Annotated in this window: 25 protein-coding genes; 23 read left to right on the top strand and 2 right to left on the bottom strand. The window is 31.5% G+C overall.

Features of this window, described 5'->3' with window-relative positions; all coding sequences use genetic code 11:
• Positions 1-2 precede the first annotated feature (2 nt).
• The 22 genes from fliI to JOC70_RS04240 all read left to right on the top strand — a co-directional run bounded on the left by fliI (position 3) and on the right by JOC70_RS04240 (position 18,186).
• Positions 3-1,310 carry a flagellar protein export ATPase FliI gene (fliI, locus tag JOC70_RS04340; RefSeq protein ID WP_204597652.1) on the top strand — a complete coding sequence of 436 codons (1,308 nt, stop codon included), beginning with the start codon at positions 3-5 and terminating at the stop codon, positions 1,308-1,310.
• A 25-nt stretch (positions 1,311-1,335) separates the two neighbouring features.
• Positions 1,336-1,773, top strand: a complete 438-nt coding sequence (gene fliJ / locus JOC70_RS04335) for a flagellar export protein FliJ (RefSeq protein ID WP_204597651.1) — start codon at positions 1,336-1,338, stop codon at positions 1,771-1,773.
• Positions 1,774-1,778: 5 nt separating this feature from the next.
• Entirely contained in the window at positions 1,779-3,110 is a 1,332-nt protein-coding gene (locus JOC70_RS04330) for a flagellar hook-length control protein FliK (RefSeq protein ID WP_204597650.1), read from the top strand.
• 12 nt (positions 3,111-3,122) lie between these two features.
• Positions 3,123-3,653 (top strand): flagellar hook capping FlgD N-terminal domain-containing protein, encoded by a 531-nt coding sequence (locus tag JOC70_RS04325; RefSeq protein ID WP_204597649.1) that lies wholly within the window; start codon positions 3,123-3,125, stop codon positions 3,651-3,653.
• Positions 3,654-3,687: 34 nt separating this feature from the next.
• Positions 3,688-4,692, top strand: a complete 1,005-nt coding sequence (locus JOC70_RS04320) for a flagellar hook-basal body complex protein (RefSeq protein WP_204597648.1) — start codon at positions 3,688-3,690, stop codon at positions 4,690-4,692.
• Positions 4,693-4,814: 122 nt separating this feature from the next.
• Positions 4,815-5,024, top strand: coding sequence for a flagellar FlbD family protein (locus JOC70_RS04315; protein ID WP_204597647.1), 210 nt, complete (start codon positions 4,815-4,817; stop codon positions 5,022-5,024).
• Positions 5,021-5,848, top strand: coding sequence for a motility protein A (locus JOC70_RS04310; protein ID WP_204597646.1), 828 nt, complete (start codon positions 5,021-5,023; stop codon positions 5,846-5,848). The genes JOC70_RS04315 and JOC70_RS04310 overlap by 4 nt, the downstream gene beginning before the upstream one ends.
• Positions 5,841-6,581, top strand: coding sequence for a flagellar motor protein MotB (locus JOC70_RS04305; RefSeq protein WP_204597645.1), 741 nt, complete (start codon positions 5,841-5,843; stop codon positions 6,579-6,581). Before JOC70_RS04310 ends, JOC70_RS04305 begins: the two co-directional genes overlap by 8 nt.
• Entirely contained in the window at positions 6,578-7,108 is a 531-nt protein-coding gene (locus JOC70_RS04300; RefSeq protein ID WP_204597644.1) for a flagellar basal body-associated FliL family protein, read from the top strand. Before JOC70_RS04305 ends, JOC70_RS04300 begins: the two co-directional genes overlap by 4 nt.
• A gap of 26 nt (positions 7,109-7,134) precedes the next feature.
• Positions 7,135-7,503: a flagellar biosynthetic protein FliO gene (locus JOC70_RS04295; protein ID WP_204597643.1), complete on the top strand. Its 369-nt coding sequence runs from the start codon at positions 7,135-7,137 to the stop codon at positions 7,501-7,503.
• Positions 7,484-8,269 carry a flagellar type III secretion system pore protein FliP gene (gene fliP / locus JOC70_RS04290; RefSeq protein ID WP_204597642.1) on the top strand — a complete coding sequence of 262 codons (786 nt, stop codon included), beginning with the start codon at positions 7,484-7,486 and terminating at the stop codon, positions 8,267-8,269. The genes JOC70_RS04295 and fliP overlap by 20 nt, the downstream gene beginning before the upstream one ends.
• 9 nt (positions 8,270-8,278) lie before the next feature.
• A complete protein-coding gene (gene fliQ, locus JOC70_RS04285; RefSeq protein WP_204597641.1) occupies positions 8,279-8,548 on the top strand; it encodes a flagellar biosynthesis protein FliQ in 270 nt (89 codons plus the stop codon).
• An 18-nt stretch (positions 8,549-8,566) separates the two neighbouring features.
• Positions 8,567-10,399: a fused FliR family export protein/FlhB family type III secretion system protein gene (locus tag JOC70_RS04280; RefSeq protein WP_204597640.1), complete on the top strand. Its 1,833-nt coding sequence runs from the start codon at positions 8,567-8,569 to the stop codon at positions 10,397-10,399.
• Positions 10,400-10,445: 46 nt separating this feature from the next.
• Positions 10,446-12,509 carry a flagellar biosynthesis protein FlhA gene (gene flhA / locus JOC70_RS04275; RefSeq protein ID WP_204597639.1) on the top strand — a complete coding sequence of 688 codons (2,064 nt, stop codon included), beginning with the start codon at positions 10,446-10,448 and terminating at the stop codon, positions 12,507-12,509.
• A gap of 1 nt (position 12,510) precedes the next feature.
• The gene (gene flhF, locus JOC70_RS04270; RefSeq protein ID WP_204597638.1) at positions 12,511-13,629 is read left to right on the top strand and encodes a flagellar biosynthesis GTPase FlhF; all 1,119 of its coding nucleotides are present in this window, start codon (positions 12,511-12,513) and stop codon (positions 13,627-13,629) included.
• Complete coding sequence (locus JOC70_RS04265; RefSeq protein ID WP_204597637.1) at positions 13,623-14,495, top strand: MinD/ParA family protein; 873 nt, start codon at positions 13,623-13,625, stop codon at positions 14,493-14,495. The genes flhF and JOC70_RS04265 overlap by 7 nt, the downstream gene beginning before the upstream one ends.
• 30 nt (positions 14,496-14,525) lie before the next feature.
• A complete protein-coding gene (locus tag JOC70_RS04260; protein ID WP_204597636.1) occupies positions 14,526-15,185 on the top strand; it encodes a flagellar brake protein in 660 nt (219 codons plus the stop codon).
• 4 nt (positions 15,186-15,189) lie between these two features.
• The gene (locus JOC70_RS04255) at positions 15,190-15,924 is read left to right on the top strand and encodes a FliA/WhiG family RNA polymerase sigma factor (RefSeq protein WP_204597635.1); all 735 of its coding nucleotides are present in this window, start codon (positions 15,190-15,192) and stop codon (positions 15,922-15,924) included.
• A gap of 28 nt (positions 15,925-15,952) precedes the next feature.
• Entirely contained in the window at positions 15,953-16,465 is a 513-nt protein-coding gene (locus JOC70_RS04250; protein ID WP_204597634.1) for a hypothetical protein, read from the top strand.
• A gap of 77 nt (positions 16,466-16,542) precedes the next feature.
• Positions 16,543-16,665: a hypothetical protein gene (locus JOC70_RS19350; RefSeq protein WP_279381217.1), complete on the top strand. Its 123-nt coding sequence runs from the start codon at positions 16,543-16,545 to the stop codon at positions 16,663-16,665.
• Positions 16,662-17,402: a flagellar hook-basal body complex protein gene (locus tag JOC70_RS04245; RefSeq protein ID WP_204597633.1), complete on the top strand. Its 741-nt coding sequence runs from the start codon at positions 16,662-16,664 to the stop codon at positions 17,400-17,402. The genes JOC70_RS19350 and JOC70_RS04245 overlap by 4 nt, the downstream gene beginning before the upstream one ends.
• Positions 17,403-17,412: 10 nt before the next feature.
• Positions 17,413-18,186, top strand: a complete 774-nt coding sequence (locus JOC70_RS04240) for a flagellar hook-basal body complex protein (RefSeq protein ID WP_204597632.1) — start codon at positions 17,413-17,415, stop codon at positions 18,184-18,186.
• A 68-nt stretch (positions 18,187-18,254) separates the two neighbouring features.
• Here JOC70_RS04240 and JOC70_RS04235 read toward each other — a convergent pair whose 3' ends face one another.
• Both JOC70_RS04235 and JOC70_RS04230 read right to left on the bottom strand, forming a co-directional pair.
• A complete protein-coding gene (locus tag JOC70_RS04235; protein WP_204597631.1) occupies positions 18,255-19,022 on the bottom strand; it encodes a hypothetical protein in 768 nt (255 codons plus the stop codon).
• A 131-nt stretch (positions 19,023-19,153) separates the two neighbouring features.
• Positions 19,154-19,393 carry a hypothetical protein gene (locus tag JOC70_RS04230; protein ID WP_204597630.1) on the bottom strand — a complete coding sequence of 80 codons (240 nt, stop codon included), beginning with the start codon at positions 19,391-19,393 and terminating at the stop codon, positions 19,154-19,156.
• 215 nt (positions 19,394-19,608) lie between these two features.
• On the opposite strand from JOC70_RS04230, the gene JOC70_RS04225 reads away from it, so the two are divergent.
• The gene (locus JOC70_RS04225; RefSeq protein ID WP_204597629.1) at positions 19,609-21,606 is read left to right on the top strand and encodes a carbohydrate-binding domain-containing protein; all 1,998 of its coding nucleotides are present in this window, start codon (positions 19,609-19,611) and stop codon (positions 21,604-21,606) included.
• The last annotated feature ends 18 nt before the right edge of the window (positions 21,607-21,624 follow it).

Genomic DNA, 21,624 nt, shown 5'->3' with positions numbered 1-21,624 from the left:
GTATGGAAGCATTAAAGTTTCAGCTTATAAATAAAAGAATTAAGGAAACTAACTTTTATCATATAGAGGGTACTGTTAAAAAAGTAATAGGGCTTACTATAGAAGCAGAAGGAGTAAAATCCTTTGTTGGTGAAGTTTGTATTATATACAATGAAATGAATAATCCTATAGATTGTGAAGTTGTTGGTTTTAAGGAAAAAGATGTGATACTAATGCCCCTTGGAGAACTTATAGGTATATCTCCAGGATGCAGAGTAGTCCCTACTGGAAAGCCTTTAAGCGTAAAATGTTCTGAAGAGTTATTTGGAAAAGTTCTGGATGGACTGGGAAGACCGCTAGAGGGTGAAGAAGTAAGATATGGAGTCTACTATCCCTTAGATACAGCACCCCCAGATCCTATGAAGAGAAAAAGAATAAAGGATATAATTCCAACAGGAGTTAGAGCCATAGATGGTTTTATAACTTGTGGTGAAGGGCAGAGAATAGGAATATTTGCGGGGAGTGGTGTTGGAAAAAGTACAACCTTAGGGATGATAGCAAAATATGCTGAAGCAGATGTAAATGTCATATGTCTTATTGGTGAAAGAGGAAGGGAAGTTTTAGATTTTATAGAAAGAGATTTAGGACCAGAGGGTATGAAAAAAAGCATAGTAATATGTGCGACTTCTGATAAACCAGCTCTTGTGAGAATTAAGGGTGCATTTACAGCAACAGCTATAGCAGAATACTTTAGAGATAAGGGGAAAAAAGTAATTTTAATGATGGATTCTGTAACTAGATTTGCAATGGCTCAAAGGGAAGTTGGACTTGCTATAGGTGAACCTCCAGCAACTAAAGGCTATACTCCTTCAGTATTTGCAATGCTTCCAAGGCTTATGGAAAGGTCAGGAATGTCTGACAAAGGTTCTATTACAGCATTCTACACAGTACTTGTAGATGGGGATGATTTTAATGAACCTATTGCAGATGCAGTAAGAGGTATATTGGATGGGCATATAGTACTTTCCCGTGCATTAGCGGCTAAAAATCATTATCCCGCCATAGATGTATTAAATAGTATTAGTAGACTTATGAATGAAATTGCAGAAGAAGAGCACAAAAAGGGTGCAGCAATTTCAAGGGATCTTATGGCGACTCATAAGGAATCTGAAGATTTAATAAACATAGGTGCTTATGTTAAAGGAAGTAACAATAAGGTAGATATGGCTATACATTACATTGATGGTATAAATAAATTTCTTACACAAAGGGTAGAGGAACACACAGCGTTTAATGATACTATAAATTGGCTTAAATCAATGTTTAAATGATTGACATTTGAGAAGAGGGAGTTATATGGAAAACTATAAATTTAGGCTTCAGAAACTTTTAAACATAAGAATGGACAAAGAAGATGAATCAAAGAGAAAATTTAAAGAAGTTCAAAAGGAGAAGATAGAAGTAGAGAATAAATTAATATATCTTCAGGAAAATTACAAGAAATACTCCAGCTTATGTGATAATCAAAGTATTGTAGAGCAGAAAATAAAATACCGATATTTATCAGCATTGAATATAGGGATAAATCAAACTTCAAGGGAACTTGAAAGTAAGGAAAAGCTTTTAAATAATGCACGCCAAGAATTGAAGCAGAAGCAGATAGAGAGAAAAACTGTAGAAATATTAAAACAAAAAGGATATGAAACATTTATAAAAGAACAAAATTCAATCGAACAAAAAACTAATGATGAATTTGCACTTTATGCTCACATAAGAGCTATGCAAGGGAGGTAAAATAATTGAATGTAGCATTAGGAGAAATCATATCTAATTTCAATGTGAAAAATATAGAAACTCCTAAAAAGTCAGAAGATACTAAATTTAAGGATGATTTTTCTAAAACTTTAGAAAATAAGTGTAAGTTATCCTCTAAGGAAATTAAAAAAGATAATTTACAAGAAACGAAAAGTAAAAGTGAAGGCAAAGAAGTAGAGAACAATTCTAATTTGGACATGAATAACATAAAAGATAAATTAAAGGAAGCAGGAATAAGTGAAGAAAAACTAAATAATATAAACTCAATTGACGATTTAGAACAACTTATAAAAGATGATATATTAAGTGGACAGGAAATTAACGTTTTACCAAGTGAAGCTATTTCAATAATGGAGGTTTTAGTATTAAATTCCTTAAATAACATTACTTCTAAAGACGAAGTAAATCAATTAAAGGAAGTAATAATGTCCAATGTAAAACTTTTAATTGATAATGTTAATTTAGATGATAGCTACCTCAAGAATAAACTTAATTCATTATTAGAAAATATTGACAAAAGTATTTTAGATAATAAGTTACATATTGGTTTGCCAGAATCTTTTAAACAAAATTTACAGGAAGAACTTACATCACTTGTAAAAGAAGCTAAAGAAAGCTTAAATAAATCTTCAAATAAAAATGGAGTTATATTTGAAAAGTATGAAGTAAGCTTAAATAAAGATGTTAATGTAATATCTACTAATACTAAACAAGATAAAGATAGTTTTTTAAGTTTAAAAGATAACAAGCTCTCACAAGAAGAAAATATACTTAAAAATTTATCTAAGGACTCTTCCAAAGATAACAAAATTGAAAATGCAGTTAATTTTATCAATCATTTAAAGACAACTGTAGAAAATGTACAAGTTCCAGAAGAAGAAAATATAGTTATAAATAAATCAACCTTTGTAAATGACATACTAAAAACAGTAAAATACATGGAAATCAACAATTTGAAAGATTTAACTGTAAAAATTAACCCTAAGGAATTAGGGGAAATAATAATCAAAGTAACTGTAGAAGGAGGCGTAATGAAGGCAAACATTAATGCACAAAATAAGGAAGCCTTCAACTTATTAAACGCTCATCTTTCAGAGTTAAATGATAAATTACAACAAAATAATATACGTATTGAAAGTCTTAACATAAATATATACGAAGACACAACTTTTTTTAGGGGACAATCTGAACATGAAAATAGTGGAAAACAACAAGAGAAAAAAAATAAATCATCTACTACAGAAATTCAAGGGCTTGATATAGATGAAGAAATCAGTCCAAATGAAGAACTAAATAATGTAAATTTGTTTGCTTAAGGAGGTGAAAGAATGGCAGAAACTACAGGCGTTAATACTCAAAACCAAGCATATTCATCTACAAAAACAAATAGAGGCACTAAGATAGTAAAAGGTGGAGGAGAATTAGACAAAAATGCTTTTTTACAAATACTTGCAGCAGAGCTTACTAATCAAGACCCATTATCAGGTGGAAAGGATGGAACTGAATATGTAGCTCAAATGGCTCAATTTGCCAATTTGGAGCAGATGACAAATATGAATACTTCTATGAATTTTTCTGGAGCATCAAGTTTAATAGGTAAGACAGTAATGATAGATTCCATCAATGATAAGGGAAAATATCATGTTGGTACGGTTACTGGAGTATCTAGAGATGGAAGTGTAGTAAGAGTAAATGTTAATGTAGGAAAAATAAAGCTTGAAAATGGTACAGAAATAGATGATATAAGACAATTTATGTATAGCTCTGTTATAGAAGTTGTGGAAACACCAAAGGGTTCTGAAGATAATGTGGAAACACCAAATAGTTCAGAAGAGGAAAATGAAAGGGAAAATGTTTAGAATATAAAAACATTTAAATTGGAGGTTATATGAAATGATACGTGCAATGTATTCAGGTATAAGTGGGCTTAGAGCAAATCAAACTAAGTTAGATGTAATAGGTAATAATATAGCTAATGTAGGTACTACAGCTTTTAAAAATCAAAGAATAAGGTTTCAAGATATGTTAAGTCAAAATGTTAGGGAAGCAACAGGACCAGGTAGAACTATAGGAGGTACCAATCCAAGCCAAGTAGGGTTAGGCGTGCAGGTTGCTGGAATCGATACAACTATGACTCAAGGTAATATGCAGCCTACAGGAGGAATGCTTGATGTAGCTATAGATGGAGATGGATTTTTTATAGTAGGTAAGGGAGACATAGAAGGAAAGATCACTATTGACACTAGTGAGGACAAATATATGACAATTAAAAGTGCGACTGATATGGAAACAATGTTCAGCCGTGATGGAGCTTTTAAGTTAGACTACAATGGTAACTTGATAAATTCTGACGGCTTGAGAGTATTAGGATATGCTTTTGAAGGATATGAGATAGAAGATGGTAAAGTAAAATTGGCATATGTGGATGCAGAAGATAAGGAGTTAAAACCTGCGACTGAGGATGAATTAGTACCCTTAGCTATACCAGATGAAATTGAGGGTGAAGATGGAGAAATGAAAAGAGTAAAGAGTTTTTCCATTGATAAAAATGGACTTATAAAGGCTGTTTTAAGTGATAATACAGTGACTGCTGTTGGTCAAATTGCTATGGCATCCTTTAAAAATCCTGAGGGTATGACAAAGGCAGGTAAAAATATATGGCAAAACTCAGCAAACTCTGGACCTGCAGTTATTAGAACACCAGTTGGAACAGAGGGAGATAGTGCAAATGATGAAGGATATGGAGACTTGGCTCAAGGAATGCTTGAAATGTCCAATGTAGACTTAGCAGAACAGTTTTCAGAAATGATAGTTGCTTCTCGTGCTTTTCAGGCTAATGGAAAGATAATAACAACTAGTGATGAAATACTCCAGGAATTAGTTAATCTTAAGAGATAGTTTTAATTGACAATTTTGTTATTAATATTAATCAAGTGTATAGAAGTTTCATTATTGGTGCAATTTTCTTACACTTGATTAAAGCTTATAATTAAAACTATAGTGACAAGGAGGTCAAAGTAATGATTGAAGTTACGGGATTAGATCGAAAAAAGTTTATACTTAATGCAGAGCATATAGAAAAAATGGAGTCTGTTCCTGAAAGCCTCATTACTTTAGTTAATGGAAAAAAGTATTTAGTACGAGAATCTTTGGATGAGATTTTAGAAAGAGTTCTAATATACAAAAGAAGAATATTTTCCATGAACTTACAGGAGGCTGCTAAGAAATGAAAAGAAGGGATATATTAACAGCAATAGGTATAACGTTAGGCTTTGGAATGATGATATGGGGTATGTCCATGGTAAATATTGCAGAATATAGTATAGGTCAACTTAAACTTTTCTGGGACATATCGGCTGTGATAATAACTATAGGTGGGTCATTTTGTGCCTTGCTAATAGCTTATCCATTTAATACATTTAAAAAATTATCTAAAATAATAATACAAGCTTTCAGAGAAAGTGAAAAATCTGCACCGGATATAATAGGTGAGTTTATATCTCTTTCAAGAAAAGCAAGAAGAGGAGGACTTCTTTCTTTAGAAGATGAAATAAGTTCTATAGAGGAGGATTTTTTAAAGAAAGGGCTTCAAATGGTAGTAGATGGTATTGAGCCAGAAACCATAAGAGAAATAATGGATTTAGAAATTTCTGAAATGGAAAGACGTCATAAAGAAGGAATAGAGCTGCTAAGAACATGGGGGGGATATGCACCAGCATTTGGTATGGCAGGTACGCTTATAGGACTTATACAAATGCTTGCTAATCTTTCAGATTCAAGTCAAATAGCATCAGGTATGGCAAAGGCACTTATAACTACGTTTTATGGTTCATTGATGGCATACCTTATATTTAATCCTATGGCTGCAAATTTATCACTGAAAAGTGAACAAGAAGTAGTTATACGAGATATGATGTTAGAGGGAATTCTTTCTATTCAATCAGGTGTAAATCCAAGAATAGTTGAAGAAAAACTTATGACTTATCTATCACCTGAAGAGAGAAAGACCTATGCAGTATCTGCAAAAGCAGAAGGGGTGGCTGAAAATGGCTAGAAGGAAAAGAGGGGGTAGTGATTCAGGAGGAGCTAACAATGAATGGATTGCAACTTATTCAGATACAGTAACCTTACTTTTAACCTTTTTCGTTTTACTATATTCCTTTTCAAGTGTAGATGCGCAAAAGTTTAAACAAGTAGCTTCTGCATTTCAAAGTGTTTTATCAGGGGAAAGTGGATACACAATATTTGATTTTAATATGAAGAATGGAGATGTACCTTTAGTAGGAGAAACGGTAGATTTAGGATCTGATACTGGTGGAAGAGAAAATGAACTTTATGATAAAGTAAGAGATTTTGTTGAACAAAATAAGCTTCAAAATACTGTAAGTGTAAAATCGGACAGACGAGGAGTATTATTGGAGCTAAAAGATAGTGTGTTTTTTGAAACTGGACAAGGAGAAATAAAATCTTCTAGCTTACCAATACTTGATAAGCTAAATAAGGTAATATTAAATTTGCCTAATGAGATAGTGGTAGAAGGACACACAGATAATGTACCCATAAGCAATTATAAATATAGCTCTAATTGGGAGCTTTCAACAGCTAGAGCAGTAAATGTGGTAAGATATTTTGTTGAAACTAAAAAACATGCTCCTTCTAGATTTACTGCAGCAGGATACGGAGAATATAAACCGTTGTATCCTAATGATACAGAAGAACATAAAGCAAAAAATAGAAGGGTAAATATAGTAATTGTAGCATCAGAAAAGGAGAATGGTAGTAAATGAGTGAGAAGACAGCTAAAGAAGGGAAAGGAAAAAAGACTTTCAAAACTATACTAATTATAATTATCATAGTTTTAGCTATATCTGGAGGAGCTTTTGGAGGATATATGCTAGTCAATAAAAATAATAGTCAGGCAAGTGGGGGGAATGCTCAAGTAGTAAATAATAATCTATCTACACAAGCACCTTCAACACAAACAATTGCAAATGGGACAATTCAGCCTGTAATAAGTGAGTTCACATTTGAACTTGGAGAATTTTTAGTAAATCTTTCCGATGAGGGAGAGAAAAGGTTTGTAAAAGCAAATATTTATATAGGATATAGCAATAAAAAGCTTGCAAAGGAACTTGAAGGTAAGACACCAATGCTTAGAGATGCAATTAATAGTGTACTAAGAGCAAAAAAAGCAAAGGATTTTACGCCTAAAGGAACAGAAGATATAAAACTTGAAATATTAAATAGAGTAAATCCAATGTTTAAAGAAGGTAGATGCGAAAGTATTTATTTTAATGAAATATTAGTTCAGTAAAACTACAGAATAAAGGTAAGGTATATATGGATTTACAGTTTTTCGCAACTTTATTGAAAATAACAGCATTCCTCCCCTTTGTACTCATGCTTATATATATATCAATAAAATATGGGGGAGGGAAACTTCAAAACCTTCAAAATGGGAGATATATGAAAATATTAGATAGGCTTTCACTATCCAAAGAAAATAATATTTTAGTAGTGAAAATTGGAGAAAAGGCCTATGTAGTATCTAGCGTGCAAGGTAAAATAGAAATTCTTTTTGAAGTACCTAGTGAAGATATAATTAAAATTGAGTCTTCGAGAGAAATTCCAGAGTACCATAGCATAAAGGATTTAATTAATAAATTAAAATCTAAAAAGGAAGATAAAGATGAAGAAACTAAATACTAAAAATGCTAAAGTCTTAGTCGGAACAATATTAATAGCAGTATGTTGTGTGCTTATATTTTCATCTAAAATTTATGCAGCTCCAGCCAATGTGCCAATTCCAAGGGTAAATATATCTTTAGATGGAGCGGGAGACTCTAAGAATTATGTAGATAATATAAAGCTACTTATAATGCTTACTATACTTACATTACTTCCTTCTTTTATAGTAATGATGACAAGTTTTATAAGGATTACAGTAGTATTTGGATTTTTAAGAAATGCTATAGGTACTCAGCAATCACCGCCAAACCAAGTATTTATAGGATTAGCATTGTTTTTGACAGTATTTATCATGACACCAGTATATAATGAAATTAATACTAAAGCTTTTACTCCATATATGGAAAATAAAATAAGTCAAGAACAAGCTATAGAAATTGGAGCAGCACCGCTAAGACAATTTATGCTAAAGCAAACTAGAAAAAAGGATTTACAGCTTTTTGTAGAGGTTGGAAAAATAAATAAAGATGTGACAAGTGAAAAGATGCCTCTGTATATTGTAGTTCCAGCATTTATAATAAGTGAATTAAAAACAGCTTTTCAAATAGGATTTTTACTTTTTATTCCGTTTTTAATTGTAGATCTTGTAGTGGCAAGCATACTTATGTCCATGGGTATGATGATGCTTCCACCAGTGATGATTTCATTGCCATTTAAACTTCTTTTGTTTGTTATGGTAGACGGATGGCACCTCCTAGTAAAATCTTTAATAATGAGTTTTAAATGAGGTGATTAAATGAGTGAAAATATGGTAATAGGAATTGTAAAAGATGCCATACAAACTGGACTTATAGTAGCAGCACCTATACTTGGAATTTCAATAATTGTAGGTCTTATTGTAAGTATATTTCAAGCAACAACACAAATACAGGAGCAAACGCTGACATTTGTACCGAAACTTATAGCTGTAGCAATAGTTGGGCTTCTTACAGGAAGTTTTATGCTTCATCAGCTTGTAAACTTTACAGAAAGAATATTTGCATTAATTTCAAATATAATACAATAAATCGTTGGGGTGTTTTAGTTGATAGACATAGCATATTTCACAGCACTTATCTTGGTCTTTTTAAGACTTATTAGTTTTTTTACTGTAGCAACAGGACTTTTCCCAAAAGGAACACCGCCAATGGCCAAAATAGGTGTAGCTATTATATTATCGTACATTATTTTACCAGGTGTAGACTTTTCGAAAATAAATTCTGTTTCCAATATGATGATTTTTATGGGAAATGGTATAAGTGAAATTATCACAGGAATAGTACTTGGGTTTGCAGTGGAACTTTGTTTTATGGCAGCTAAATTTGCCGGAAGTATGATGGATATTCAATCAGGATTATCTATGGCAAGTATGTTTGATCCTAATTCAAATAGCAACGCTACTTTAATGGAAAGACTTTTATATTGGATAAGTCTTGTAATATTTTTCATAGTAGATGGACATCATATTTTGTTATTTCAGCTTATTGAAAGCTTTAAATGGATAACTATTGGGAAATTTATATTATTCCAGGGATCTGCGGGAATTATAATAGAGGCATTTATAAGTTTCTTTATAATTGGATTTAAAATGGCAATACCAATTATATTAATTGTAATAATAACAGATTTAGTTTTAGGACTTATGTCTAGAACTGTTCCTCAACTAAACGTTATGATACTAGGACTTCCAATTAAAATACTTATAGGACTGGCAAGTTTTTTATTTGCAATGCCTATATTTTTAAGATTAATTGGAGATGCATTTGGTGTAATGACAGAGGTTTTTAAAGGAATATTTAATACATTACCAATGATTCCAATATTATTTATATTTGCTTCAGATGATAAAACCGAGGAAGCTACGCCTCATAAATTAAATGAAGCAAAAAAGAAGGGACAGGTAGCTAAAAGTAAGGAAGCAAGTTTAGCACTTACACTTTTAGCTTGTACATTAATTATAACAGCACTAGGAAATTACATAGTAGAAGGACTTAAAGACACTATAATTCATTTTTTTACTAATTTCTTAGAAATGGAATTATCTTATAATAATTTATTTTATATAACATTTGTTACATTAACGAGAGTTGCAATGATTGTATTACCTGTAATGATACCTATTATGATTATGGGAATAGCTGCAAATCTTATGCAAACTGGAATTATGTTTACAAAAGAGCCTATAAAACCTGATTTAAAAAAATTAAATCCCATAAGCGGAATTAAAAGAATGTTTTCCGTAAGAACTTTAGTAGAACTAGTAAAAGATGTACTTTTAATAACAGTAGTTGGATATATAGGATATAAATTTATAGTGGGAAACTACACGAAAATTTTAAATTTGTATAATTTGAGATTTTCAGTTCTTATAGAAGCTATAAAGGAATTGATTCAAAGTATATTTTTTAAAGTTACTTTAGTACTAGTAGCATTAGCACTAGCGGATTACATATTTCAAAGAAGACAATTTAAGAAAGATATGAGAATGACGAAACAAGAAATTAAGGAAGAGTTTAAGCAGCAAGAAGGAGACCCTCAGGTAAAAGGCAAGATAAAACAAAAGCAAAGAGAAATGGCAATGAGTAGAATGATGCAAAGTATTCCTGATGCATCTGTGGTTGTTACAAATCCAACTCATTTAGCTATAGCATTAAGATATAAACAAGGAAAAGATGAAGCTCCAAAGGTAATAGGAAAAGGAGCAGATTATATAGCATTAAAAATAAAAGAAAAGGCAAGGGAATATGAGGTGCCAATTATAGAGAATAAACCATTAGCTAGAATGATTTATCAAAAGGTTGAAATAGATGAGGAAATACCTGTAGAGATGTATCAAGCAGTAGCTGAAATACTGGCAGTAATAATGAAGAGTAAATAGTTAATGATAGTGATTAATTGTTAACTAAAAAGTGAGGAGAATTAATGTGGAAAACACAGGCAAAAGGTTTAACATAAAAAATAATATAGACATTGTAATAGCTTTTGGAGTTATAGCCATAGTAATGATGATAATAATTCCTCTTCCATCATGGTTTTTAGATGTGCTTTTAGCATTAAACATTACAATTTCAGTGGTAATAATGCTGTTGACTATGTTTACCACAGATGTACTACAATTTTCATCATTTCCAACCATGCTTTTGGTTACAACATTATTTAGATTAGGACTTAATATATCTTCTACAAGACTTATATTATCTGAAGGAAGTGCAGGAAGCGTAATAGAGGCCTTTGGAAGTTTCGTTGTAAGAGGAAATTATGTAGTTGGAATAATAATATTTTTAATCATAGTAATAGTTCAGTTTGTTGTAATAACAAGTGGTGCTTCAAGAGTTTCAGAGGTATCAGCAAGATTTACATTGGATGCTATGCCAGGTAAGCAAATGAGTATAGATGCAGATCTTAATTCGGGACTTATAGATGAAACTGGAGCAAGAGATAGAAGAAAAAAGCTTCAGCAGGAAGCAGATTTTTATGGATCTATGGATGGAGCATCTAAATTCGTAAAGGGAGATGCAGTAGCAGGTCTTATAGTTACAGGTATAAATATCTTAGGTGGAATAATAATAGGAGTTGTAATGATGAATATGGATGCTGCAAAGGCAGCAGCAACTTTTACAAGACTTACTATAGGAGATGGACTTGTGAGTCAGATACCAGCGCTTTTGATATCCACAGCTTCTGGTATATTAGTTACTCGTTCAGGAAATGAAGAAAATTTTGGTTCTGTTGTAGGTAATCAGCTTACTGCATTTCCTAAGGTAATTGCTATGGCATCTGCAGTACTATTTTTTATGTTTTTAATACCAGGACTTCCAAAGCCGCCATTTTTAATACTTTCTATAGCTTGTGGAGTATCGGCATACATGCTTTATAAGGATGAACAAGCTAAAGTTATAGAGCAAATAGAATTGGAGAATCAAGAAATTACTGAAATACAAGCTAAGGAACCTGAAAATGTTATGAATCTTATTAGCGTTGAACCTATGGAAGTAGAAATAGGATATGGAATTATACCACTAGCAGATGAGGCATCAGGTGGAGATCTACTTCAAAGAATTACTTCAGTTAGAAGACAATGTGCTATTGAAATGGGAGTTGTAATACAGCCTATAAGAATAAGAGACAACCTTCAGCTTAAAACTAATGAATATGTGATAAAGATAAGAGGAACTGTAATTGCAAAAGGAGAACTTATGCCGGGCATGCTTTTATGTATGGATCCTTCGGGAGAGGTAGAAATGCCGGGAATAAAGGCTATAGAGCCAGCATTTGGGCTTCCTGCTATATGGATTAATAATGATAAGAAAGAAGATGCAGAAATAAAAGGGCTTACAGTGGTAGACCCTACAACGGTTATGGTAACACATTTAACTGAAGTTATAAAATCTCATTCATATGAGCTTTTAGGTAGACAGGAAGTTAAGGTCATAATTGATTCAGTGAAGGAGAAATATAGTACAGTAGTAGAAGAACTTATACCAGATCTTATGACAATAGGGGAAATACAAAAGATTTTACAAAATCTATTAAAGGAGAGAGTATCTATAAGGGATATGGTAACTATACTTGAATCTTTAGCGGATAACTCAAGAACTACAAAAGATATAGAAGTATTAACAGAATATGCAAGGTTTTCACTTGCAAGAAGTATATGTAATTCTTTAATAGATGAAAATAATTCCATAACAGTTATAACTTTAGCGCCACAAATAGAGGAAATAGTAGCAAATAATATACAAAAATCTATGCAAGGTTCCTTTCCGGCAGTCGATCCAGAAACTACAGGAAGAATTTTGAGCTCTTTAAGAAATACCATAGAGGGTACATTCTTTTATGAAGGTCAACCTGTAATACTGGTATCTCCTAAAATAAGACCGGCCTTTAGAAGACTTACAGAAATGGTATTTCCAAACTTATGTGTACTTTCCATAAATGAAATACCAAACGATGTAGAAATTAAAACTGAGGGAGTTGTGGCTGTATAAAATGATGATAAGAAAATATATTGTAAATAGTATGAATGAAGCAATGGCTAGAATAAAACATGAGCTGGGCCAAGATGCGGTAATAATAAGTCAAAGAAAAGTAAAGAAGCCTGGATTTTTCGGTTTTTTTCAAGGAAAGGTACTGGAGGTTACAGCAGCAGTAGACAACAGTGCTAAAGAAGTGGCTAAAAAAGAAGAGGGTAGTTTTGAAGTTTTAAAAACATTAATTAAGGATAAAGCTTCATTAGGTATGAATAATAAAACTGCAGAATTAGAAGCTAATAGAACTCAAAGAGAACTTTTGGAAGAATTCCATGAAATGAAGAGTATGATGAAAAATATGATGAAGGTAACAGGTGATAAGGAATCTTCGAACAACAAGTTAAAGCAAAAACTTCAGGAAAATGACATAGAAATAAAAATAATTGAGGAAATATTTACAAATCTTCCTAAAGAAGATGAGGAAAATATACAAGCTGTTAAAGAGATACTACATAAAAGTATTGAATTAAAAGAAAAAACATTAAATGATATAGTAGTTTTAGTAGGGCCTACAGGAGTTGGAAAAACCACTACTATAGCAAAGCTTGCAGGAAGACTTGCACTTTTAGAGAAAAAAAAAGTGGGATTAATAACTATAGATACATATAGAATTGGAGCGGTAGAACAGCTTAAAACCTATGCAGATATAATGAATATACCTTTTAAGGTAGTGTTTTCCATAAAGGATATGGAAAGTGCAATAGAAAGTATGAAAGATTGCGATACTATTTTAGTTGACACTACGGGTAGAAGCTCTAAAAATGTAATGCAGATTTCAGAATTAAGAGCCTTTATAGATAAAATAAATACAAAAGATATTCATTTGGTTATAAGCGGAATAACAAAAAATAAGGATATACATACAATATTAGAAGGATATAAAGTATTAGAATACAATTATATTATAGTAACAAAGTTAGATGAAACTACAACTTATGGGCCAATTTTAAATATACTAAATACTGCTAAAAAACCACTAAGTTTTATAACTACCGGACAAAATGTTCCAGATGATATTAAAATTCCTTCTAAAGATGAAATAGTGAATTTAGTTCTAGGAGAAGATAATGTATGCTAGATCAAGCAGCAAATTTAAGGAAGCTTATAGAACAAAGGCAGGAAAATAAAGCTGAAAAAGTTAAAAAGGGTCCACGTATAATTACTATCACATCTGGTAAAGGTGGAGTTGGTAAAAGTAATTTGGTAGTTAATTTAGGAATATCCCTTCAAAAGCAAGGATTTAAGGTAATGATATTTGATGCAGATGTAGGTATGGGAAATGATGATGTGCTAATGGGACACATACCTAAATATGATATATATGATGTTATATTTAAAGACATGAAGATAAGTGAAGTATTAGTAGAAGGGCCATTTGGAATAAAGCTTTTGCCTGGAGGAAATGGATTTTCAAAGATAGATGAAATTTCAGATTTCCAGAGGGAAGAATTTATAACCAAATTGAGGGAAATAGAAGATGTGGATTTCTTGCTTATGGATACAGGCGCAGGAGTAAATAGAGATGTATTAGCTTTTGTGGCATGTTCAGAGGAACTTATACTTATAACTACTCCAGAACCCACATCACTTACAGATGCATATAGTCTTTTAAAAGCTGTAAGACATTTTAAGCTAAAGGATACAGCATATGTGGTTATAAACAAGTCCTTTAACTTAAAGGAGTCTATAAGTACCTATGAGAGGTTTAAGAGTACTGTAAGTAGGTTTTTAAATATGGAATTAAGTTATTTGGGGGATATTCCCGAAGATAGAAAGCTTACAGAAGCGGTAAGAAAACAAGATCCAGTGGTAATAAGTGCACCTTATTCAGAATCAGCAAGAGCTATAGAAAAAATAGCAGAAAAGCTTCTAGGAACTAGTGTTTCTAAGGACAGTGCTTCTGTAAAAGGTTTATTTAAAAAGATTTTTGCTATATTTTCATAAAATATAAACTAGGGTAGGAGTGTTATGAGCATGAATGAGAGGATAAATTTCAAAGTAAATGAGAAGATTGAAATTTTGATGGAAGACGGAATTTATAAGAGTAATATACAAGATTTAACTGATGAATATATTGCAATAAGCGTTCCTGTTAAAAATGGAAGTTATTTACCTTTAAGAAAAGGTGAGATTATAGAGGGAATATATTATGAAGGTAAAGCTGTATATAAGTTTTTTACTCCTGTTTTGGGAAGAAAAATAGACAGAATAATGATGATAACCTTAAAGAAACCAGAAAAGTTTACTAAAATACAAAGAAGAAATTTCGTAAGAGTATATTTTTTAAGTAACATATTATTTGCTGTCATAGGTAATAAAAATGGACTACTAGATATAAATGGGGATGAAATAACGTTTGATAGTGGATACGCACTGGACTTAAGTGCAGGAGGAATAAGGCTTAGTGCCACAAGAAATTTATATCTAGGGGACATAATTATGATGAATATTCCTGTTAAAGAGGAGAACTTGAGTTTAAAAGGGAAAGTTGTAAGGGTAGAAAAAGATGAAAATAATAAAGGCATATATGGGATATGTTTTATAGACATAGATAATAAGACTGTGGATAAAATAATGAGAATATTATTTCAAATAATGAGGGAACAGAGAAAACTTGGAATAGAAGGGGATTAAAATTATGGCAATAGCGATAGAAGGAAATTTTAAAGAACAAATAATACAAAAATACATTCCACTAGTAAAATATATTGCATCAAGGGTTATTATAGGGAAAACAAAATATATTGAGTATGAAGATTTGGTGAGTTATGGATTAATTGGGCTTATGGATGCAATTAATAAATTCGATTCCTCTAAAGGTATGAAATTTTCAACTTATGCTTCTATAAGGATAAAAGGTTCGATGATAGATGAATTGCGAAAAATAAGCCCTATATCAAAGGGAGCAATGGATAAATTAAATAGATATAATGCTGCAGTAGAAAGTTTACAAAAGAGAGAGGGAAGAGAACCAAAGATCTTTGAAATAGCAAGTGAACTTGGGATCTCAATACAAGATGTTTCTGAAGTAGAAAATTATATTAATTATATATCAGTGATCTCCTTAGAAAATTTAATATTTTCAGAAGATGATGATATGCCATTAATAGGTACAGTAGTAGACGAAAAAAGTCCAAGCCCTGAAAAAACTTTGGAAGAAAAAGAACTTTTAGAGTATTTGGCAAAGGCTTTAGATAATTTAAAAGAAAAGGATAAAACAGTTCTTTCATTATACTACTATGAGAAATTCACATTAAAGGAAATAGGCAGTGTCCTTGGGGTATCTGAATCAAGAGTGTGTCAGCTTCACAGTAGAGCAATATTGCATCTAAGAGATGAGCTTAAAAGATTAAAATATAATATAGAGAGTTAATAAATTAATTCAAAAAGGAGTATTATTAATGCCATATTTTTTAATAATAATTTCTTTAACACTTATAGTCTTAAATACTATATCTTTAAAAAAGGATAAAAATTCATTTAAGAGTATCTTAATAAATAAGGAAGAAAGTTTACAAAACTATGAAGTAGAAATAGGAAAACTTAGACGAGAGATGGGAGAAACCATATTAGATATACAAACGGAAATGGAAGAATTAAAAGAAAAGTTAAGTAAATTAGAATATGATATAAAGAAGGAAGAAATTGTAAAGGATCAATATAATATAATTGATGAAGAAAGTTTTATAAATATAGAAAAAGAAGTAAATAAAAATTTAGAAATACATAATGAGGGAATTAAAGCTAAAAATTACGAGGCAGTGACCGATAATAAAGATGATAACAGAAATAGTGTTAAGTTAGAGGAAATAAAGAAGCTTATTGATAAAGGTATGAATGAGGAGGAAATTGCAGAAGTACTACATATAGGCAGGGGTGAAATGCTATTAATAAAAGAACTATACTTAAAATAAAAAAACTTATACTATTTTTAAGCGATAAAAAAATATTACTTGGAATAGGAATAGGAGTATTTATAGGGACTGTAGCAATGCTTGGCACTAAGATTCATTATCAAATAAGTGATTATCAAGTAGAAAAAAGAGCACGAAATATGGGAATGGAATATCCAGAAGAAGCAAAAGTTATATCAAATAAGGAAGTGAAAAAATGATAAGGGGATTATATACAGCAGTATCTGGAATGATAACACAGGAAGCAAAGCAAGATGTTGTAACAAATAATCTTGCAAATGTAAACACTGTAGGCTTTAAAGTAGAGAATCTAGCTACTAAATCCTTCAACGAAGTACTTTTAAGCAATAGAGACAAAATAATAAATGGTAAAAATATAAAAGTAAACATTGGAACTATTAATTTGGGAAGTAAAATTGATGATGTTGCTACAAGTTTTACCCAAGGAACTTTAGACAAAACGGATAAGGAAACTGATTTTGCAATAAATGGAAGAGGTTTCTTTGTAGTAGAACGAAATAATGGAATAAATACCGAAAGATATTATACAAGGGATGGGCATTTTCATGTAAATTCTCAAGGATTTTTGGTAAATGATAATGGAGATAATGTAATTGGAATAAATGCTGGCACAGGACAAGAGGGCCCTATCAATATAAATGTCAATAGATTAGACCAATTTAATATGATGCTTGTAGATTTTCAGGATTATAATTCCTTAACTAAAATTGGAGATAATATTTACAGTGGAGAAGGACAACAAATAGCAGCTAATGGGGAAATAAGGCAATATTCTTTAGAAAAATCTAATGTAAATGTTACTCGTGAAATGATTGAAATGATGACTGTTATGAGAACTTTTGAAACAAATCAAAAGATAATTCAATCACTAGACGAAACCTTAGGAAAAGCAGCAAATGAAATAGGAAGGGTTTAGGTGGTAAGACATGCTTAGAGTTTTATGGAATGGTAGAAGTTCTATGATAGCACAGCAAGAAAAGCTAGATGCTATATCAAATAATATAGCTAATTCTAATACTACTGGATATAAAAGAGAAGAGGTTTCATTTCAAGATTTGATGTATGAAACATTAGATAGAAGAGGATATCCTGTAAATAAAGGAGAGAATAAAAATCTAATAACTGGCACCGGAGTTAAGGCAGGACAATGGATAAGAGATAATTCTCAAGGAAGTCTTATAAACACAGAGAGCACAACAGATTTAGCCATAGATGGGCCAGGATATTTTAGAGTTAGAGGACCTGAAGGTGACATGTTAACACGAGGTGGAAGTTTTAATATAAATGCCGATGGTAAAATTGTGGATAAGAATGGAAATTTATTAGTTATAGAGCCTTATGCAAATAATATTAATATACCTTTAACAAAAGATAACTTTTCCATAAAAGAAGATGGAGTAATAACCGTAAAGCAAGGAAATAATTACATTGAAATAGGGAAAATTGATATTTATAATACGATAGGAGATAATGATCTTTTATCTGTAGGTGAAAATCTATACATTCCTAAGGAAGGGGTTGAGCCTCGACCTGTTGTTAATTCCAGCATAATGCAGGGATTTTTAGAAAACTCCAATGTAGATATGGCAAAAGAAATGTCTGATATGATAATTACACAAAGAGCATTTAGCTTTGGTTCTCGTGCAGTAACAACTGCAGATGAAATGTGGGGAATGGTTAATAATATTAGAGGAAAATAAAATAGAATCCTTAAGAAATAGTCGCTAGTCTCAAGCATATAGAGATTGGCGACTAAATTTTTTTCAGATTAGGAAGTTAGAATAGTAATTAGAAAAAATATAATAAACCAAATCATACAGATTCCATAAGAAATACTTATATAATCTTTTATACATATCTGATCAATTTTGTTTTTGTATTCCCCATAGCTTTTAAGATAGGATGTGTTTTTCTTGGAAAAATAATGATAAAAGTTAACTGATTCTACATAAGCAGCTAGAATATCTATATTTAACATAGGATTTATATAAGAATTTATAAAATAATCTCCCTTAAAATCTAATGAGAACTTTTTATTTCGAGTAACATAAATAATATATAAAAATCCTTGAGCAATAAATGCAGGAATAAAGGTAGATATATTAAAGCATAGAGTTATAAGATTTAAGTCACTTATAATACGAAGATTATACGTTAATGTATAAATAATTGCAAAGCTGTTCCCAAACAACATGATATAAAGGAAGGGAGCTATAAATCCACAAGCTGTAGAACGTGAAATGATTGATATTGAATCATAAAAATGAACCTTTTCTCTTTTCTTTAAACTTTTACGTTCGCTGTTGCTTATATCTGTAACTAAAAATGCAGTTATACCATTGAATATCTCCTTATTATTTATATCAGATAGCCAAATACATAATAATACAGCACATAAATAATAAAAAAATACAGGTATTACTGGATTTTTTGCAACTTTTTTCAATGTATTATTTATTCTACGATATATCATTTGCCTATCTATTTTCCATAATAAAATGCTGAAAAAGCACCCTAATACATAGCCCACTCCCATACATGTTACCCCCTTTGCATATCTTAATAGTGAATAGTAAGCTTAAATACTTAATATAATGTTGAAATTTCGAAGGATACCCCTCGAAATTTCTTAAAAGGCAATAACTATTAAAGTTAAGTATTATTAATTTAGTCCATTAAATCCCGAAGCTTTACGGTTTTCATCTTAATCTTGGGAATTTCATCATCTTGGTATGATATGTTCTTAATTTTAGGCATCATAAATTCATGACAAGGCATTGCACATTGATTCATATAGCACATATTCATCATAGGACACATAAGCATGCCTTTATTCTTAGGATTATTCATATTTTGATAAGGATTATTATGCATATAATTACACATGCATTTATTCATCTTATACATATAGATTTCCCCCTAAAAGATTATCAGTACTATTATATGAATGAAATTATAAAAACTTTACATAAGATTATAGAAAGTGGATAAGAAAATTATCTATAAGCATCATATGTGGAATTTAAGTTAAAATTAAGGTTCGGATGTTATTATATTTTTAAGAGTACTATGTTAAAAAGTGATTTATATAACTGGTATAGAAATTTCTAGGAGGAAAGTTTATGAATAAAAAACTTATGACTATGATAATTACATTAGCTTTATGTACGGGCATAACGGGATGCACAAAGAAAAGTGATGTAACAACTTTAGATTCGACTATAATTTCAAACATTACAATGTCTTCTGGTGAAAAGGAAGTTGTAGGGGAAGCAAATACTTTTATAGAATTAGGGGATAGCATAACTATAAATGGATCAGGGGCATCTGTAGAGAAGAATAAGGTTACTATTACTTCTGCTGGAACATACAGCATAAAAGGTTCTTTAACTGATGGCCAAATAATAGTGAATGCAGGTGATAAGGATAAGGTATATATTATTTTAAATGGGGTAAATATTGCTTGTTCTAACAATTCACCTATTTATGTTATGAATTGTGATAAAACAATTATTTCATTAGGGGATAATACAAAAAACTATGTAAATGATGGAAAATCTTACGTACTTAAAGATGTATCTGCTGATGAGCCTAATGCAGCAATATTTAGTAAAGACGATATTACCTTTACTGGAAAAGGCTCATTAACTGTTAATGCAAACTACAAAAATGGTATTAGAAGTAAAGATGACTTAAAAATAGAAGGTGGTACTATTAATATAACTTCTAAGACAGATGGTATTATAGGTAAGGATTCAGTTGTTATAAGCGATGGGAATATAAAAGTTAACTCAGGTGAAGATGGGATAAAATCGGACAATGCTGAAGATTTAGAAAAGGGCTATGTATTAATTGAAGGTGGGATACTTAATATTACTGCTGCACAGGATGGTATACAAGGTGAAACAAACACTCTAGTGAAAAATGGGAATATAGCAATCAACTCAGGTGGCGGCAGTAAAAATGCAGTTGTAAAAAAAGGAGAGCAATTTGGCGGCATGATGGGAGAAAGACCTGGCTTTGGGGCTAAGCAAGGTGCTACTGATGAAGCTACTGCAGCTGCTTCTAAGGCTGATACAGAACCCACCACTGAAACTGCTGGAGACACAGAAAGCAACGAGTCAACTAGTGCTAAAGCTATAAAAGCAGGCGTTAATATTGTAATAGAGAATGGAACCTTCACCATTGACTCTTCTGAGGATGCTATACACTCAAATAATAACTTAGTAATTAATAATGGTAATTTCAATATATCTTCAGGTGATGATGGCATGCATGCTGATTCTACTTTAACAATAAATAAGGGAACTATAAATATTAAGAAATCTTATGAAGGTATCGAAAGTGAAACCATAACAATTAATGATGGAAATATCAATGTTTTAGCAAATGATGATGGGTTAAATGCTGCTGGCGGCAATGATTCTTCAGTAGTAGATGGAAATGTTGCTCATAGTGCTCCTTCAAAAACAGACGGTGGAGCACCTGGCAGCTCATCTGGTACTGGTGTAATAAATATTAACGGCGGATATATTAATGTAAATGCCGCTGGAGATGGTATTGATGCAAATGGTTCAATATATATGAAAAATGGTACTGTTGTTGTAAATGGTCCTGCAAATGATGGAAATGGATCTTTAGATTATGATGGAAGTTTTGAAATGACAGGTGGGTTTTTAGTTTCCGCTGGTAGCTTAGGAATGGCTCAAGCACCTAGTTCAAGTTCAACTCAAAATTCTGTGAAAGTAAATTTATCTTCTCAAAGCGCTAATACTTTAGTTCGTATTGAAAGTGAAGCTGGAGACAACATTGTTACCTTTGCACCATCAAAACAATATGCATCAGTTGTTGTATCCTCACCAAAGTTAAAAACTGGTTCCACATATAAAGTGTATATAGGTGGAAGCTCAAATGGTACACCTACCAATGGAGTATATTCAAATGGAACGTATACAAAAGGAACAGAAATTGGTAAAGTTACAATTTCAAGTACCGTAAGTGAGGTAACCCAGGAAGGTGTAACTATTAAAAATATGGGTAGAGGACAAGGTGGACCTGGAGGTCATGGCGGCCAAAGGGGTCAAGGCGCTCCAGATGGCATGGAACCACCACAAAAATAAACTATCCAAAGATAAAAT

This window comes from Clostridium pascui, from assembly GCF_016908015.1.
GTDB lineage: Bacteria > Bacillota > Clostridia > Clostridiales > Clostridiaceae > Clostridium_AK > Clostridium_AK pascui.
The sequence above is the reverse complement of the archived record's forward strand: the minus strand, read 5'-3'. Positions and strand labels throughout refer to the sequence as shown.

Excerpts from the sequence above, each read along its gene's own strand:
- JOC70_RS04225 (WP_204597629.1), top strand. The coding sequence starts at position 19,609 with ATGAATAAAAAACTTATGACTATGATAATTACATTAGCTTTATGTACG.
- JOC70_RS04320 (WP_204597648.1), top strand. The coding sequence starts at position 3,688 with ATGATACGTGCAATGTATTCAGGTATAAGTGGGCTTAGAGCAAATCAA.
- fliJ (WP_204597651.1), top strand. The coding sequence starts at position 1,336 with ATGGAAAACTATAAATTTAGGCTTCAGAAACTTTTAAACATAAGAATG.
- JOC70_RS04230 (WP_204597630.1), bottom strand. The coding sequence starts at position 19,393 with ATGTATAAGATGAATAAATGCATGTGTAATTATATGCATAATAATCCT.
- fliP (WP_204597642.1), top strand. The coding sequence starts at position 7,484 with ATGAAGAAACTAAATACTAAAAATGCTAAAGTCTTAGTCGGAACAATA.
- JOC70_RS04240 (WP_204597632.1), top strand. The coding sequence starts at position 17,413 with ATGCTTAGAGTTTTATGGAATGGTAGAAGTTCTATGATAGCACAGCAA.
- fliQ (WP_204597641.1), top strand. The coding sequence starts at position 8,279 with ATGAGTGAAAATATGGTAATAGGAATTGTAAAAGATGCCATACAAACT.
- JOC70_RS04245 (WP_204597633.1), top strand. The coding sequence starts at position 16,662 with ATGATAAGGGGATTATATACAGCAGTATCTGGAATGATAACACAGGAA.
- JOC70_RS04315 (WP_204597647.1), top strand. The coding sequence starts at position 4,815 with ATGATTGAAGTTACGGGATTAGATCGAAAAAAGTTTATACTTAATGCA.
- JOC70_RS04250 (WP_204597634.1), top strand. The coding sequence starts at position 15,953 with ATGCCATATTTTTTAATAATAATTTCTTTAACACTTATAGTCTTAAAT.
- JOC70_RS04260 (WP_204597636.1), top strand. The coding sequence starts at position 14,526 with ATGAATGAGAGGATAAATTTCAAAGTAAATGAGAAGATTGAAATTTTG.
- JOC70_RS04235 (WP_204597631.1), bottom strand. The coding sequence starts at position 19,022 with ATGGGAGTGGGCTATGTATTAGGGTGCTTTTTCAGCATTTTATTATGG.
- JOC70_RS04310 (WP_204597646.1), top strand. The coding sequence starts at position 5,021 with ATGAAAAGAAGGGATATATTAACAGCAATAGGTATAACGTTAGGCTTT.
- JOC70_RS04265 (WP_204597637.1), top strand. The coding sequence starts at position 13,623 with ATGCTAGATCAAGCAGCAAATTTAAGGAAGCTTATAGAACAAAGGCAG.
- flhF (WP_204597638.1), top strand. The coding sequence starts at position 12,511 with ATGATGATAAGAAAATATATTGTAAATAGTATGAATGAAGCAATGGCT.
- JOC70_RS04255 (WP_204597635.1), top strand. The coding sequence starts at position 15,190 with ATGGCAATAGCGATAGAAGGAAATTTTAAAGAACAAATAATACAAAAA.
- fliI (WP_204597652.1), top strand. The coding sequence starts at position 3 with ATGGAAGCATTAAAGTTTCAGCTTATAAATAAAAGAATTAAGGAAACT.
- JOC70_RS19350 (WP_279381217.1), top strand. The coding sequence starts at position 16,543 with ATGCTTGGCACTAAGATTCATTATCAAATAAGTGATTATCAAGTAGAA.
- JOC70_RS04300 (WP_204597644.1), top strand. The coding sequence starts at position 6,578 with ATGAGTGAGAAGACAGCTAAAGAAGGGAAAGGAAAAAAGACTTTCAAA.
- JOC70_RS04325 (WP_204597649.1), top strand. The coding sequence starts at position 3,123 with ATGGCAGAAACTACAGGCGTTAATACTCAAAACCAAGCATATTCATCT.
- JOC70_RS04295 (WP_204597643.1), top strand. The coding sequence starts at position 7,135 with ATGGATTTACAGTTTTTCGCAACTTTATTGAAAATAACAGCATTCCTC.
- JOC70_RS04305 (WP_204597645.1), top strand. The coding sequence starts at position 5,841 with ATGGCTAGAAGGAAAAGAGGGGGTAGTGATTCAGGAGGAGCTAACAAT.